Origin of the sequence: Vibrio genomosp. F10 str. ZF-129 (genome assembly GCF_000287055.2) — a bacterium.
In the GTDB taxonomy this organism is placed as follows: domain Bacteria; phylum Pseudomonadota; class Gammaproteobacteria; order Enterobacterales; family Vibrionaceae; genus Vibrio.
Map to the genome: position 1 here is coordinate 47,245 of NZ_AJYQ02000001.1, position 15,670 is coordinate 62,914.

The 15,670-nt window shown below is 43.0% G+C and carries 16 protein-coding genes; 11 read left to right on the forward strand and 5 right to left on the reverse strand.

Annotation, left to right across the window (positions count from 1 at the left end; all coding sequences use genetic code 11):
- Positions 1-16: 16 nt before the first annotated feature.
- The 3 genes from A1QO_RS00190 to A1QO_RS00200 are packed head-to-tail and all read right to left on the reverse strand — an operon-like array spanning position 17 to position 2,322.
- Positions 17-562, reverse strand: a complete 546-nt coding sequence (locus A1QO_RS00190; protein WP_017039588.1) for a peptidylprolyl isomerase — start codon at positions 560-562, stop codon at positions 17-19.
- The gene (locus A1QO_RS00195; RefSeq protein WP_017035029.1) at positions 562-1,131 is read right to left on the reverse strand and encodes a YajG family lipoprotein; all 570 of its coding nucleotides are present in this window, start codon (positions 1,129-1,131) and stop codon (positions 562-564) included. Before A1QO_RS00195 ends, A1QO_RS00190 begins: the two co-directional genes overlap by 1 nt.
- 60 nt (positions 1,132-1,191) lie before the next feature.
- Positions 1,192-2,322, reverse strand: coding sequence for a methyltransferase (locus A1QO_RS00200; protein WP_026027051.1), 1,131 nt, complete (start codon positions 2,320-2,322; stop codon positions 1,192-1,194).
- A gap of 176 nt (positions 2,323-2,498) precedes the next feature.
- On the opposite strand from A1QO_RS00200, the gene A1QO_RS00205 reads away from it, so the two are divergent.
- The 9 genes from A1QO_RS00205 to nqrM all read left to right on the forward strand — a co-directional run bounded on the left by A1QO_RS00205 (position 2,499) and on the right by nqrM (position 10,549).
- Entirely contained in the window at positions 2,499-2,810 is a 312-nt protein-coding gene (locus A1QO_RS00205; RefSeq protein ID WP_017035031.1) for a BolA family protein, read from the forward strand.
- Between the two features lie 442 nt (positions 2,811-3,252).
- Positions 3,253-4,593, forward strand: a complete 1,341-nt coding sequence (locus tag A1QO_RS00210; protein ID WP_017035032.1) for a Na(+)-translocating NADH-quinone reductase subunit A — start codon at positions 3,253-3,255, stop codon at positions 4,591-4,593.
- A 4-nt stretch (positions 4,594-4,597) separates the two neighbouring features.
- A complete protein-coding gene (locus A1QO_RS00215) occupies positions 4,598-5,839 on the forward strand; it encodes an NADH:ubiquinone reductase (Na(+)-transporting) subunit B (protein WP_017035033.1) in 1,242 nt (413 codons plus the stop codon).
- Positions 5,829-6,596 (forward strand): Na(+)-translocating NADH-quinone reductase subunit C, encoded by a 768-nt coding sequence (locus A1QO_RS00220; RefSeq protein WP_017035034.1) that lies wholly within the window; start codon positions 5,829-5,831, stop codon positions 6,594-6,596. The genes A1QO_RS00215 and A1QO_RS00220 overlap by 11 nt, the downstream gene beginning before the upstream one ends.
- Entirely contained in the window at positions 6,596-7,228 is a 633-nt protein-coding gene (locus A1QO_RS00225; protein WP_017035035.1) for an NADH:ubiquinone reductase (Na(+)-transporting) subunit D, read from the forward strand. The genes A1QO_RS00220 and A1QO_RS00225 overlap by 1 nt, the downstream gene beginning before the upstream one ends.
- A gap of 7 nt (positions 7,229-7,235) precedes the next feature.
- On the forward strand, positions 7,236-7,832 hold the full coding sequence (gene nqrE / locus A1QO_RS00230) for an NADH:ubiquinone reductase (Na(+)-transporting) subunit E (RefSeq protein WP_017035036.1): 597 nt from the start codon (positions 7,236-7,238) through the stop codon (positions 7,830-7,832).
- A 34-nt stretch (positions 7,833-7,866) separates the two neighbouring features.
- Positions 7,867-9,093 (forward strand): NADH:ubiquinone reductase (Na(+)-transporting) subunit F, encoded by a 1,227-nt coding sequence (gene nqrF, locus A1QO_RS00235; protein ID WP_017035037.1) that lies wholly within the window; start codon positions 7,867-7,869, stop codon positions 9,091-9,093.
- Between the two features lie 168 nt (positions 9,094-9,261).
- Positions 9,262-10,269: an FAD:protein FMN transferase gene (locus A1QO_RS00240; RefSeq protein WP_017039586.1), complete on the forward strand. Its 1,008-nt coding sequence runs from the start codon at positions 9,262-9,264 to the stop codon at positions 10,267-10,269.
- A gap of 46 nt (positions 10,270-10,315) precedes the next feature.
- Positions 10,316-10,549, forward strand: coding sequence for a (Na+)-NQR maturation NqrM (gene nqrM, locus A1QO_RS00245; RefSeq protein WP_017035039.1), 234 nt, complete (start codon positions 10,316-10,318; stop codon positions 10,547-10,549).
- Between the two features lie 123 nt (positions 10,550-10,672).
- Here the strand turns inward: nqrM and A1QO_RS00250 are convergent, their stop codons facing one another.
- Positions 10,673-11,890, reverse strand: a complete 1,218-nt coding sequence (locus A1QO_RS00250) for a response regulator (protein WP_017039585.1) — start codon at positions 11,888-11,890, stop codon at positions 10,673-10,675.
- Positions 11,891-12,131: 241 nt separating this feature from the next.
- On the opposite strand from A1QO_RS00250, the gene dinB reads away from it, so the two are divergent.
- Complete coding sequence (gene dinB, locus A1QO_RS00255; RefSeq protein ID WP_017039584.1) at positions 12,132-13,196, forward strand: DNA polymerase IV; 1,065 nt, start codon at positions 12,132-12,134, stop codon at positions 13,194-13,196.
- Here dinB and A1QO_RS00260 read toward each other — a convergent pair.
- On the reverse strand, positions 13,183-15,099 hold the full coding sequence (locus A1QO_RS00260) for a RecQ family ATP-dependent DNA helicase (protein ID WP_017041170.1): 1,917 nt from the start codon (positions 15,097-15,099) through the stop codon (positions 13,183-13,185). The genes dinB and A1QO_RS00260 overlap by 14 nt on opposite strands.
- 84 nt (positions 15,100-15,183) lie before the next feature.
- Here A1QO_RS00260 and A1QO_RS00265 point away from each other — a divergent pair, with 84 nt between their 5' ends.
- On the forward strand, positions 15,184-15,663 hold the full coding sequence (locus A1QO_RS00265; RefSeq protein WP_017039582.1) for a GreA/GreB family elongation factor: 480 nt from the start codon (positions 15,184-15,186) through the stop codon (positions 15,661-15,663).
- Positions 15,664-15,670 lie beyond the last annotated feature (7 nt).

The window sequence follows — 15,670 nt, forward strand, 5'->3', positions numbered from 1 at the left end:
TTAGAGCCTTCTATGATTATTTTAAAAGGGTAACGTTAGTGATCACGATAGGCTCAACGGGAATATCTTGCATACGACCCATTGTTTTAGTGGGTTTAGTCGCCATAGTTTCAACGACTTCAAATCCTTGAGTGACTTTGCCAAAAACTGCATAACCAGCTTGTGTTGCACTCATATTTAGGAAGTGATTATCCGTCAGGTTAATGAAGAATTGTCGAGTGGCAGAATGAGGGTCAGACGTTCGAGCCATCGCAATGGTCGCGGTTTTATTTTCAAGACCGTTTGAGGCTTCGTTACGAATTTGAGCATAGGTACCAAGGCGACCCATATTTTTGTCAAAGCCACCACCTTGGGCCATGAAACCAGGAATCACCCGATGGAAAATCGTACCGACATAGCTGCCATCTTCGACATACTTCAAGAAGTTATCAACCGAGATAGGGGCTTGCTCTTGATTTAACTCAATGGTGAATGGACCAAGGTTAGTTTCTATTAGGACTTTTGGTGCAGCGAATACGCTACAGCTAAAAATGACAAGAGAAGCAAGTAGAGCGCGAATCATTAAAATCTCTCCTGCATGTAGGTTTTCAGCTCCGCATCATTAGCGACTTCTTTTAACACTAAGTTCATGATGTCATTGAGAACGACTTCAATTTCTTCATTTGAAGCACTTAACATACCTGAGCGAGAACCATTACCTTTGTAGGTTTTGACCAGTTTTCCTTTGGGTGTTTCAGCCGTGACTTCAATGGTGACGTTACCATCAATTTCGTTTTCCATGACAGAATGCTTAATCGTCACAAGTGCTTCTTGAATTTCCACTTCAACCCGGTTTTCGCTATTCACGGTGTTCTGAAAACCTTGTGATGCAAACTGCTCAGCAAACACATTTTCGAGAGCGATTCGGACATTTTGACGAGCGTGAATCGGTTCAATATTAGAGCGTCCACTGTCCACCAGGGCCACATATTGTGCAGAGCGAATATCTTTACTTGTTAAGGTATACGTTGCCCCCTGTACAAGATCGCTGCTACTTAGTGCGGCTTTAGGCGTAAAGTTAATCTGTTCTTGCTGAGGAGCAGAACATGCTGCGAGTAAAGCCACTGAAGCTGCTAGAACCAGTTTTCTCATGGTGTATTCCTTTATTATTTCTCAATTCGAGTTGAATTAACTTTTAATGATAATAGTGAACTATTTAGTTGCTTGTAAAATAACAAATTTTTTATTTGAAGCGATAACCTTTACTTGGGGCTTACTAAACAATCGAGATAACTTACCATCGTAGCCGAGGTGTCGGTTTCCGATAACTATTAATTGACCACCTTTAGCAAGAACATGCTTTGCATCACAGAACATCTGCCAGGCGATATGATCGGTGATCGCTTGTTGTTGGTGAAACGGTGGGTTACACAAGATCAATGACGCTTCTTCCCCTTGATAGTTATCCAGACAATTGTTCGCAATACACTGAATATTGTCGTCGTTATCAAGGTTGTATTTAAGGTTATGGCGTGCAGATTCAACCGCCATATAACTCTCATCGATACTGGTGATTTTAGCTTGAGGATTCAGTCTTGCCGCTGCCACAGAAAGAACCCCATTCCCACAACCTAAATCGATAATGTGTTGATAATTGGGGTCGCTTGGTATGTGTTGCAACATGAATCGAGCACCGAGATCAAGAGCTTCGCCTGAATACACATTCGGCAGGTTACCGAGAGTCATGCCGTGCCCCTCTACATCCCAGGTAGTCAATGGCTCTACGTTTTGAACCGGTATGCAATTAGCGTGAGAAAAAACAAGCCGATGCTTCTTCCATGCCAGTGATGTGCTCGTCGAACCAAGGTGCTTTTCAAAAATCTTCAATGTAGAAGAGTGGATTTCTTTGGCTTTATTCACCGCGATAACGGGAACATCGCTTGAAATGTACTCCCTTAGTTTAGTCAGTTGCCATGTTAAATAGCGATTATTACGCGGTATTTGAATCAGCACCAAATCAATGTTGCTAGGAAGTGGTTCGGTACTTTTTAATCGCGTTATCTCGGGGCAATGATTGATTTGAAGGTTGTGAGCAATGCCTTGATGAGCAACCCATGAATCACTCATCACAGTTACGTGATGGTCTTGACTAAACCAGCATGACAGCGCACCGAAATGATCATTAAGTATGAGTATGTTTTTGCCTTTCGCTAGTGCCATCTCTTCAATGTGGTTGATGAGGTATTCGTCGCCCGCATCCCAAGCCTGAAGTGTTTCATTACTGTGTATAGGAAAGCGAGAAAGCGTTAAAGAGCGTTCATGCAGAGTCAATTCTGTTTTCATAATCAGCATTTTAGTCGTTATATTTCTGGGACCTATTGTCGCAAATAGGACGCAAACAGGAAACTAAAACCTTTTCCCTACGAGTCTAGAGCGTTACCATATGGCACCGAGTCATTCGACTTATAGTATAGTCTCTATCTTCATAGGGTTAAGTCATACCGATGTAAGGAATACCGATGCTTAAAGAATCATTAGAAAAAAAGCTCGCTGAAACATTCAGCCCAGTATTTGCAGAAGTTGTGAATGAAAGCTACATGCACAATGTGCCTAAAGGATCTGAAAGTCATTTCAAAGTGACTATTGTAAGTGAAGATTTTGAAGGTCAGCGTCTGATTACTCGTCATAGAGCAGTAAACGCCCTGTTTGCCGAAGAGCTAAACACTCAAATTCATGCTCTGGCTATTCATACATACAGCCCAAGTGAATGGGATAAAGAGCATCAATCAAGCCCTGACAGCCCGATGTGCATGGGTGGAAACAAGAAATAGAGCGAAACTCACAATAACCGAGTGATCGAACATCGTTCTTTTTATGTATAAAAAAGAAGGCGAGGTTTAACACTGTGACAACAAATTAACGGGTTTGAAAGGGAGTAACTAAATGTTAACGAATATGAACGGTAAAGCACCTAAAAGGGGTTAGATAGCGTAATTTTTGCTCTTCTATCGCAAGATTAGGAGACATAGATCCCTTTACCATTCAAAACCCGCGAAATAAAATCACTAATCAAGTTATTGGTCATGGAATCGAGTTTCGAAAAAATGTTACACTAATGTACTTAGTAAAGCTCAGCGCAGTTCTGTGATGAGTGTATTAATAGGATGTTGCGATTCTGGTCTTTGGAATGTAGCCAGAACCGGACACATATGTCGTGTCTAAAAGTTACGCAATTATAAGAATCTTTTTCCCGATAAAGTAGTGCAAGTGCGTATGATTACAATAAAAAAGGGTTTGGACCTGCCGATCGCAGGAGCTCCATCCCAGGTGATTAATGATGGTAAAACCATCAGTAAAGTCGCCTTGCTTGGCGAAGAGTATGTTGGCATGCGTCCTACGATGCATGTTCGCGTAGGCGATGAAGTAAAGAAAGCTCAAATTCTTTTTGAAGATAAAAAGAACCCAGGCGTTAAATTCACTTCACCAGCAAGCGGTAAAGTCATCGAGGTTAACCGTGGTGCAAAACGTGTCCTACAATCCGTTGTGATTGAAGTGGCAGGTGATGAACAGGTTACTTTTGATAAGTTTGAAGCCAATCAACTAGCTGGTTTAGGTCGTGAAGCGATCAAAACTCAGTTGGTAGATTCCGGTCTTTGGACAGCTTTACGTACTCGACCGTTTAGCAAGGTTCCAGCAATCAAGTCTACAACTCAGGCTATTTTTGTAACGGCAATGGACACCAACCCATTGGCGGCAAATCCTGAAATTATTATCAATGAGCAGCCTGAAGCGTTCATTGCAGGGCTTGATATTCTTTCAAATCTGACAGATGGCAGCGTGTATGTTTGTAAGGCAGGAACAAGTCTTCCTCGCTCTTCTCAATCAAACGTCGCTGAGCATGTTTTTGATGGACCTCACCCTTCTGGGTTAGTGGGAACTCACATGCATCATCTATTTCCAGTGAATTCTGAAAATGTTGCGTGGAGTATTAACTACCAAGACGTGATTGCGTTTGGTCAGTTATTCCTAACTGGTGAGCTATACACTGATCGTGTTGTTTCTCTCGCTGGTCCAGTGGTGAATAATCCACGCCTTATTCGCACCATTCTCGGTGCAAACGTTCAAGAATTGGCGGATAACGAGCTAATCCCAGGAGAAGTCCGAGTTATTTCTGGCTCTGTACTTTCTGGTACACATGCGACAGGTCCGCACGGGTATTTAGGACGTTACCACGTTCAAGTATCTGCATTGCGTGAAGGTCGAGAAAAGGATCTGTTTGGTTGGGCTATGCCTGGCAAAAATAAATTCTCTGTGACTCGTGCTTTCTTAGGACACTTCTTTAAGGGTCAGTTGTTTAATATGACAACAACGACCAATGGTAGTGACCGTTCAATGGTGCCTATCGGTAATTATGAAAAAGTATTACCACTAGATATGGAACCAACATTGCTGCTTCGTGACCTTTGTGCAGGCGACATCGATAGCGCTCAGCGCCTTGGTGCACTTGAGCTTGATGAAGAAGATTTAGCATTGTGTAGCTTTGTATGTCCAGGTAAGTACGAGTACGGTCAACTGCTCCGAGAGTGCCTAGACAAGATTGAGAAGGAAGGCTAATCCCATGCTTAAGAAGTTTCTTGAAGACATCGAGCATCATTTTGAGCCTGGTGGTAAACATGAGAAATGGTTTGCCTTGTATGAAGCAGCGGCAACTCTGTTTTACACCCCAGGTCTAGTAACAAAGCGTAGCTCGCATGTTCGTGATAGCGTTGATTTAAAACGTATCATGATCATGGTGTGGTTCGCAGTATTCCCAGCAATGTTCTGGGGTATGTATAACGCTGGTGGTCAAGCGATCGCAGCCCTTAACCATATGTATTCTGGCGCAGAACTTGCGGCAGTCATCAGTGGTAACTGGCACTACTGGCTTACAGAGATGGTTGGCGGCACAATAAGTGCTGAAGCCGGTTGGGGCAGCAAAATGCTCCTTGGTGCAACCTACTTCTTACCTATCTACGCTACGGTCTTTATCGTAGGTGGATTTTGGGAAGTGCTCTTCTGTATGGTGCGTAAGCATGAAGTTAACGAAGGTTTCTTTGTTACCTCTATTCTATTTGCACTCATCGTTCCACCAACACTGCCTCTATGGCAAGCAGCACTAGGTATTACCTTTGGTGTTGTTGTCGCTAAAGAGATCTTTGGTGGTACGGGTCGTAACTTCCTTAACCCTGCTTTGGCCGGTCGTGCATTCTTGTTTTTTGCATACCCTGCTCAAATATCGGGTGATGTCGTTTGGACTGCTGCAGATGGTTTCTCTGGTGCGACAGCTCTTAGCCAATGGGCTCAAGGTGGCGAAGGCGCACTAGTAAACATGGTGACTGGCGACACAATCACTTGGATGGATGCCTTCATTGGTAACATTCCAGGATCGATTGGTGAAGTGTCTACCTTAGCATTGATGATTGGTGCTGCTATGATCGTTTACATGGGGATTGCCTCATGGAGAATCATTGGTGGTGTGATGATCGGCATGGTTGCTGTGTCGACATTGTTCAATGTCATTGGTTCAGATACTAACGTCTTATTTAGCATGCCGTGGCACTGGCACCTTGTTTTAGGTGGCTTCGCATTTGGTATGTTCTTTATGGCAACCGATCCCGTTTCTGCATCATTTACCGACAACGGTAAGTGGGCATACGGTATTTTGATTGGTGCGATGTGTGTCATGATCAGGGTTGTGAATCCAGCTTACCCAGAGGGTATGATGCTAGCGATTCTATTTGCAAACCTATTTGCACCATTGTTCGATCACGTAGTTGTTGAGAAGAACATTAAGCGGAGGTTAGCGCGTTATGGCAAGTAATAACGATAGTATTAAAAAGACGCTGTTTGTTGTTATCGCATTAAGCTTAGTATGTTCAATCATTGTATCTGTTGCAGCGGTTGGTTTACGAGACAAGCAACAAGCTAACGCAGTTCTTGATAAGCAGACTAAAATCGTTGAAGTTGCAGGTATTTCTGGTGATGCATCTATCCCTGAACTGTTTGCACAAAACATCGAACCACGATTGGTCGACTTTGCCACTGGCGAATACGTTGATGGCGATGCAGGAGCTTACGATCAACGTAAAGCGGCTAAAGATCCAGAAGTATCAGTTCGATTGGCAGCAGAAGATGACAAAGCGAAAATCATTCGCCGTGCTAATACGGGTGTTGTTTACCTAGTAAAAGATGGCAATGACTTTTCTAAAGTTATCATTCCTGTTCACGGTAATGGCTTGTGGTCGATGATGTATGCGTTCGTTGCAATTGAAACTGATGGCAACACAATAGCGGGTGTTACTTACTACGAGCAAGGTGAAACTCCTGGGCTTGGTGGTGAAGTTGAAAACCCAAATTGGCGCGCTCAGTTTACCGGTAAGAAACTTTTCGATGAAAACGATAAGCCAGCCATTCAAGTTGTTAAAGGTGGCGCACCTGCTGGATCTGAACACGGTGTTGATGGTCTTTCTGGTGCAACGTTAACGAGCGTTGGCGTACAAAACACATTTGACTTTTGGTTAGGTGAGAAGGGCTTTGGCCCGTTCCTCGCTAAAGTCCGTGATGGAGGCCTAAACTAATGTCTACAGTAAAAGATGTTAAAAAGAGTGTTTTAGCGCCGGTATTGAATAACAACCCAATTGCTCTTCAAGTTCTTGGTGTGTGTTCCGCTCTGGCTGTAACCACTAAACTAGAAACTGCGTTCGTTATGACAATTGCTGTAATGTTTGTTACTGCATTTTCTAACTTCTTTGTTTCTGTTATCCGTAATCATATTCCGAATAGTGTACGTATCATCGTACAAATGGCGATCATCGCTTCTTTAGTTATTGTTGTAGACCAAGTATTAAAAGCTTACCTCTACGATATTTCTAAGCAGCTTTCGGTATTTGTTGGCTTGATCATTACTAACTGTATTGTAATGGGCCGTGCTGAAGCGTTTGCGATGAAATCAGAGCCTATTCCATCGTTCATCGATGGTATTGGTAATGGTCTAGGCTACGGTTTTGTGTTGCTGACTGTTGCTTTCTTCCGAGAGCTTCTAGGTTCGGGCAAACTATTTGGTATGGAAGTGCTTCCTCTTGTAAGTAACGGTGGTTGGTATCAGCCAAATGGCATGATGCTATTGGCACCTTCTGCGTTCTTCCTGATTGGTTTTATGATTTGGGCTATTCGTATCATTCGACCTGATCAAATAGAAGCGAAGGAGTAAGGTAGCTATGGAACATTATATTAGTCTTCTCGTTAAATCGATTTTTGTCGAGAATATGGCGCTTTCTTTTTTCCTAGGGATGTGTACTTTCTTAGCTGTCTCAAAGAAAGTAAAAACCTCTTTTGGTCTTGGTGTCGCAGTTGTTGTTGTACTGACTATCGCCGTTCCTGTAAATAACCTTGTTTACACGAATATTCTTAAAGAGAATGCGTTAGTTGAAGGTGTCGACCTTAGTTTTCTTAACTACATTGCATTCATCGGTGTTATCGCAGCACTTGTACAAATTCTAGAGATGGTTCTGGATCGTTTCTTCCCGCCTTTGTACAACGCGCTTGGTATTTTCCTTCCATTGATTACGGTTAACTGTGCAATCTTTGGTGGTGTATCTTTCATGGTAACTCGTGATTACAACTTTGCTGAATCTGTCGTCTATGGCTTTGGATCCGGTGTTGGTTGGATGTTGGCAATTGTCGCATTAGCGGGTATTCGTGAGAAGATGAAGTACTCTGATGTGCCTCCTGGTCTACGTGGTTTAGGTATTACCTTTATCAGTGTAGGTTTGATGGCTCTAGGCTTTATGTCTTTCTCTGGTGTTCAACTGTAGGTCGGGTAAACGACACAATTTTTAAGGAATAGTCATGCAAGTTATTATCCTTGGTGTGGTGATGTTTACCCTGATTGTACTCGCTTTGGTTTTAATTATTTTATTTGCCAAATCAAAGCTTGTACCAACAGGTGACGTTACTATCTCCGTAAATGGTGATCCTGAGAAGAGTTTTATCACTTCTCCTGGTGACAAATTACTAAGTGCAATGGCAGGCAGTGGTATCTTCGTATCTTCTGCTTGTGGTGGTGGTGGCTCTTGTGGCCAGTGTCGCGTTAAAGTGAAATCTGGTGGTGGTGATATTTTGCCAACAGAACTTGATCACATCTCTAAAGGTGAAGCCCGTGAAGGCGAGCGTTTAGCGTGTCAGGTTGCTGTTAAAGCAGACATGGACATAGAGCTACCGGAAGAAATCTTCGGTGTTAAAAAGTGGGAATGTGAAGTTCTTTCTAATGATAACGAAGCAACCTTCATCAAAGAGCTAGTGCTGAAAATCCCAGAAGGGGAAGAAGTACCGTTCCGTGCTGGTGGTTATATTCAGATTGAAGCTGAACCGCACCACATTAAATATGCAGATTTCGATATTCCAGAAGAGTATCGTGGTGACTGGGACAAATTTAATCTGTTCCGTTACGAGTCTATCGTTAACGAGCATTCAATCCGTGCATACTCTATGGCTTCATACCCAGAAGAGAAAGGCTTGATTAAGCTAAATGTACGTATTGCAACGCCGCCACCGAATAACCCAGACGTAAAACCAGGTGTGATGTCATCATACATTTGGTCACTTAAAGCGGGTGATAAGTGTACTATTTCAGGTCCGTTTGGTGAGTTCTTCGCTAAAGATACCGACAATGAAATGGTCTTTATTGGTGGTGGTGCTGGTATGGCGCCAATGCGTTCACATATCTTCGATCAATTGCTGCGCTTAAGCTCTAAGCGTAAAATGAGCTACTGGTATGGTGCTCGTTCTAAGCGTGAAATGTTCTACATAGAAGATTTCGACAAGCTGCAAGAAGAGAATGATAACTTCGTCTGGCACTGTGCTCTTTCTGATCCACTTCCAGAAGATAATTGGGATGGGTACACAGGCTTTATTCATAACGTAATTTATGAAAACTACCTGAAAGACCACGAAGCTCCAGAAGACTGTGAGTACTACATGTGTGGTCCGCCAATGATGAACGCTGCTGTTATCGGTATGCTTAAAGATCTTGGTGTGGAGGATGAAAACATCCTTCTTGATGACTTTGGTGGTTAATCTGCCGTAAGTTATTCAATAATGGCTGACTCTTTGAGTCGGCCATTATTTTTAGACCTAAAGAGTTTTATTTTGAGTTTTTAGAGAAAAGCACATGAAAGCATCGAGAGTAACGTTTGCTTTTTTCTATTCACTTTTCGCACTATTTTTATAAACAGGAGTAAACAGGTGAAATATTGGCTTGTTGCGTTAACTTCTTTAGTTGTTCTTTCTGGCTGTGGTAAACCGGCCGAACAGATCCACATCAGTGGCCCAACAATGGGAACCACATACAACATAAAATACATCAGCTCAGATGAAATACTGAGCTCCTCTGAGATCCAGGTTGAGGTTGATCGCTTACTCGAAGAGGTCAATGATCAAATGTCGACGTACCGAAAGGATTCAGAATTAAGTCGCTTCAACCAGTATCAAGGCAATGAACCTTTTGCAGTCTCGTCTGAAACAGCGACAGTGGTGAGAGAAGCAATACGCCTTAATCACTTTACTCAAGGTGCGCTTGACGTCACCGTGGGCCCGCTGGTCAACTTATGGGGCTTTGGTCCAGAAGCGCGTCGTGAAGTTGTCCCAACCGACGAAGAACTGACCGTTCGTAAATCAATGACAGGGATTGAACACCTCAGTGCGACTGAAACATCATTAACGAAAACACTGCCATCTCTTTATGTTGATCTCTCAACGATAGCAAAAGGGTGGGGGGTAGATGTTGTAGCCAATTACATTGAATCCATTGGTGTTAATAACTATATGGTGGAAGTTGGCGGTGAAATGCGTTTAAAAGGCCACAATAGAGAAGGTGTGCGCTGGCGTATTGCGATTGAAAAACCAAACGTAGAAGAGCGTGCTGTTCAGCTAGTTGTTGAACCAGGAGACATGGCTATCGCGACTTCCGGTGATTACCGAAATTACTTTGAACGTGATGGGGTTCGATATTCACACATTATCAATCCTAAAACGGGTAAGCCGATTGATAATAAAGTGGTGTCTGTGACCGTTATCGATGCTTCCTCAATGACTGCAGATGGTCTTGCAACTGGCTTAATGGTGCTAGGAGAGACCATTGGTATGTCGCTCGCTGAGGAGAATGATATTCCGGTTTATATGATTGTTAAAACACCATCGGGTTTTGAAGAGTTTACTTCATCGGCATTTCAGTCATACTTAAAGCACAACTAAGCGTAAGTAAACCCATAATTAAATTAACTACAGTGAGCAAGTGACAATGAGTACATTTCTAGTGACCTTTGCCGTATTTTTAGCGGTTATCACAGCAATGGCTGTTGGGTACATCTTTCAACGCAAAGTCGTCAAGGGAAGCTGTGGCGGCCTTGATGCGATGGGTATCGATAAAGTCTGTAGCTGCCCAGAACCGTGTGATGCGAGAAAGAAGCGAGAGGAAAAAGCGGCGATTAGAGCCGAGAAGCTGGCTGCTTGGGAAAAAAACCGCATCGCTTAATTCATCTATGCAGGTTCAAAGACAAAAATAAAAACCAAGCCCACGTAAGTGGGCTTAATTTATTGGGTAGTACCTGGCATCTACTCACGATCGATATCAACTCTCGACCTATATTACTAGCGACTAGCTCTGCGAAACGATCTGGTTTCGACCTGCATTCTTAGCCATATATAATCTGTCGTCTGCGAGCTTTATCTGTTCATTTAGGCTCCCTTTGATGTTAGAAACGCCAATACTCACTGTGATGGAAATATCATGATCCTCGTGGGAAATGGCCGTCGTTTCGATTCGTTGTCGCATATGTTCTAAACGTGATAAGAATTCATCACTAGGAGCATTGGATTGAATGCAGAATTCTTCACCGCCAAACCGTACAACAATATCATTTGAAAAGTAGATCTTTAATATGTGAGCAAGTGTCACTAGCGCAGCATCTCCACCATCGTGACCGTAATTGTCGTTCACCTTTTTAAAAAAATCGATGTCGAGCATGGCAATATTTTGATGGACAACTTTGTTATCCAGATGATGGAACAAATAGCGTCGATTCCAAAGCCCGGTTAGAGAATCTTGATTGGCCATTCTATACAGTTTGCTGTTGGCTTCTTTCATGTCAAGGACCTGATGAACCCGGCAGAAAAACTCTTCTTGATTGAAAGGTTTGGTAAGGAAATCATTGGCCCCCGCTTTGAGGTAACGAGCAGTCATCGTTCTATCATCGCTTCCTGATATGCCTAGTATAGCCAATTGGTTTTTATCGTAGTGAATTCGAATATCTCGGATCATGGTAATGCCGTCTTTGACAGGCATATCATGGTCGGTAATGATCAACGTGATTTCAGGGTCCGTTTCCAAGATCTCGATGGCTTGCTGACCGTCTTCTGCTTGAATAACGTGGATGTATTGGTGTTCCAGTAACTGACAAATATGTTTACGTACCACCTTAGAGTCATCAACAACTAACGCTTTGTGCATTTTGTTGTTGGTTAATCGGTTGACCAGTGGCAGTAAATAAGAAACCGACGCCATGCTGTCTTTTAAAATATAGTCCAGCACCCCTTTAGCGAGAACACTTTCACGAATTTCCTCTTGAAACATGGCGGTTAAAACAATCACTTTGTAGTTCTGTTCTAAGACAATATCAATGATTTCCCCGTCTTCCCCATCAGGAAGACAATAATCGAGTACCGCGCAGAGAAAGTCATGCCCTTCCCCCAATAGTTTTAGAGCGTCTGCTATAGATTCCGCTGAATAAACGTCGTAGCCTGCTTCGCTAAGAAGAGAATGCAGATAGTTGCGAAAAGCGCGGCTGTCCTCGACCACTAATATTTTGCTTCCCAATGAACACTCCTTTTTTGACCTCTATTTAATAATAAGCGAACAATTGAAAGTCGTCTGAAAATTTCACCGTTAGTGACTATTTTTGCCGTAAATGCCTGCTTTTGAACCTAGCGACTAACAGGTAAATAAATTATACTGTTTTTATAAACAGTTGTTCTAGTTATGTATAGAGCTCACTATTTTGGCCGATTTTTAGGAGGAAAAGAGGGCATAAATAAGGGATGTCGATAAAGGAGGCGATGTGGACAAAGAAAACAGGAAAATCATTCACGTCGACATGGACTGTTTTTACGCTGCTGTTGAGATGCGAGACAATCCTCATTATCGAGGGCGACCTTTAGCTGTTGGCGGCAAAGAGAAGCAACGCGGGGTACTAAGTACCTGTAATTATGAAGCCAGAGCATTTGGTATCCACAGCGCCATGCCAACGGGAAGAGCATTAAAACTGTGCCCGGAATTACTCGTTGTCCCAGGACGAATGCAGGTATACAAAGAAGTGTCTGATCAAATTCGACATATTTTCTCGCGATATACCGAGTTAATTGAACCGTTATCACTCGACGAAGCCTATTTGGATGTTTCGCGCAGCGCACATTGTCATGGTTCAGCGACGCTCATTGCGGAAGCGATAAGACGAGATATTTGGAACGAGCTACATCTAACAGCGTCCGCTGGGGTAGCGCCCATCAAGTTTTTAGCAAAAGTCGCCTCTGATATAAATAAGCCTAATGGACAGTACGTGATACCTCCGGAAAAAGTACAAGAAGTGATCGATGGTTTGCCCCTTGGTAAGCTCCCCGGTGTTGGTAAGGTGAGTTTGGAAAAGCTGAACAAGGCCGGGTTATTCTACTGCCAAGACATAAGAGAATGTGATTATCGTTCGCTGCTGTCTCAGTTTGGTCGCTTAGGCGCATCATTGTGGAAGCGAAGTCAAGGCATTGATAATCGAGAGATCATTGTAGAGCGAGAAAGAAAAAGCGTCGGGGTAGAGAGGACATTCAGTCGGAATATCCACTCTTATGAAGAGTGTTGGGAAGTCATAGAAAACCGGTTGTTTCCAGAGTTAGAGTTGCGCCTTGAAAAAGCACGCCCAAGTAAACTGATTATAAAGCAAGGGATCAAATTGAAGTTTGCTGACTTTCAACAGACGACCATTGAGCACACTCAACATCAATTAGAGCTTAATGACTTTAAGGGATTACTCAGAGACATTATGAAACGTCAACAAGGCCGTGAAATTCGTCTTCTTGGCTTAAGTGTTCTCCTTAAGCCAGAAATAGAGACGAAACAACTTAGCTTTTTCTAGCCGCTTGAACACAGATTAATACCTGACTAAATGATGAATTCTCTAACTTGCCAAAGCCTGCCATTTTCTTGGCTTTCAATTTAGTAGACAGTGGCGTAGTAATGCCACACAGCATTCGTGTTAAGGCTTCATTACTTAGCGTTTTTTGACTTGCCTGAGTAAATTCGTTTAGCCACTCAGACAATAAATTAGGATTGATTTCATCCGGTTGTTTGTGTGGCAAAATAGCCGTTTCACCTTGGCATACTGAGCAATGCCCACAGTTTTTAGGCGCATTGTGATCTGAAAAATACAGCGCTAAACGTTGGCTTAAGCAAGTATCAGATTCGAAAAAATCAATCATTTCAGCTAATCGATTCGTTTCCGCACTTTCTTTATTTTTGAATAGGTGATTCAGTTTGTCGACGAGTTGCTCTTGCGGGCATGAGGTGTCGTTAACCTGATAAACATCGGTAATTTGCTTACTTTCTAGTTCAATCCAACCCTGTTCATGGAAGTAATCGATGGCACTAATGACACGTTGTCGTTCGGCACTGTACACTTGCCACAGCGCATCAAAATCGACTTGGCACCAGGTTCTTGCCTTTGGTGAGCACGCAAAAATGGTCTCGACAAATTGACGGCGTTCTCCTTCAAATCTTTGCAATATTTTATCTTTAGTTGCAATGAATTTAAAACGATAGTCAGAAAAATAACTGTATTTAGGGGCAAGCACTCCCTCCAGTTCTAAATAAACGAGCAGTGTTTTTAAAGGCAATTGCCGTATATTTGAATCACGTGAAAAGCGAGTCAGTTGTGTTTCCCACTGTGGTGCGTTTTTATAGATTTCATCAACGACATATTCTATTGAATCTCGATCTGGGGTATCACCATAAACGAAGTTTTGCAGTGTGTTGAGGCCATCTTTATTGCCAAGCAGCAAACACTCAGATGGGTGACCATCTCGACCGGCACGGCCTATTTCCTGCGCATAGTTTTCAATGGACTTGGGAAGGTCAAAGTGAATGACTCGGCGAATGTCTGATTTATCAACACCCATTCCAAAAGCAATGGTTGCGACAATGCAATGGACTTCACCAGACATAAACTGCTGCTGAATATACTCACGTTTTTCACTCTCTAGCCCTGCATGGTAAGCCAAAGCTGAAATACCCGTTTGCTGCAATTGCTGAGCAAGGTACTCGGCACTGTATTGAAGCGTGACATAAACAATGGTCGGAGAAACTGGAGCGGCTTGAATGATCGTATTGAGCCGAGTGAGTTTGTCGTGTTGCTCACAGGGTAGAATGTTTAAATTGAGATTATTTCGGTAGAACCCAGTAATGATTGTATTGTCTTGAGAGATCCCAAATTTACGTTGCATATCTTTCACAACATCCGTGGTGGCAGTTGCCGTTAGCAACAGGGTTTGTGGAATATTGAGCGCGGTCTGATAATGAGGAATCTTTAGATAGTCAGGTCGAAAATTATGTCCCCATTCGGAAATACAGTGCGCTTCATCAATGACGAGCAACGAGATAGGAACTTGAGAGATAAACTGACGAAAACGTTCGTTTTTGAGGCGCTCTACTGAAATCATCAGTATCTTCAGCTTCCCACTACGTGCATCCGTCATCACTTGCTGAGTCTGCTGCTTGTCTTGGCTAGAATCGATCGAAGCCGCAGCAATGCCATGGCGGTGGAGAAAGCTGAGCTGATCTTTCATCAAGGCGAGGAGCGGAGATATCACCAGAGTTAGGTGCGGCAGGTGTAGGGCGGGTAGTTGGTAACATAGAGATTTCCCCGCGCCTGTCGGAAAAATAGCAGCACATGATTGTCCTGTAAGTACGGCATCAATCACCAACTTCTGACCGCTTCTTAACGTATCAAACCCAAATGTTTGTTTTAATGACTGCTCAATCATGTCTTACCCTAACTCCTATAAAAGCTTGCGCTCGATTCTACCTGATTCTATTCTGTTGCTCCTTGCTAAATTGATTGTTTCGGTATGAACAAATTAGAGCTAAAACAAATAATCCTCATTTCACTCAATGAAAAGTGGGAAATCGCTAAATCGGCGACTCAGCGTGCGATTGATGCCGCGACGGACGAAGAAACAGTCCCAGAGCATAAATATGACACACTCGCGTTAGAGGCTTCTTATTTGGCCCATGGACAGGCGCTGCGGGTTCAAGAGTGTAAAAAAGAGATACAACAGTTTGAATCCATGGTCTTTCATGATTTAAAAGATGAGAAGGTCGCTTTAGGTTCGTATGTCACCTTGTTATACGATGATGACAAGACCAAGCATTTGTTTATGGGGCCGTGTTCTGGTGGTGTGACGGTGAACTGGCAAGATCGCATAGTGTCGGTCATTACGCCTCTCGCCCCATTAGGCAAAGCGATGTTGGGGAAAAAGCTGGGTGAGGAAGTGGAACTCAAGGTCGGCGATTCAGTCTATAATTATGAGATTATTGATATTCATTAGACATTGA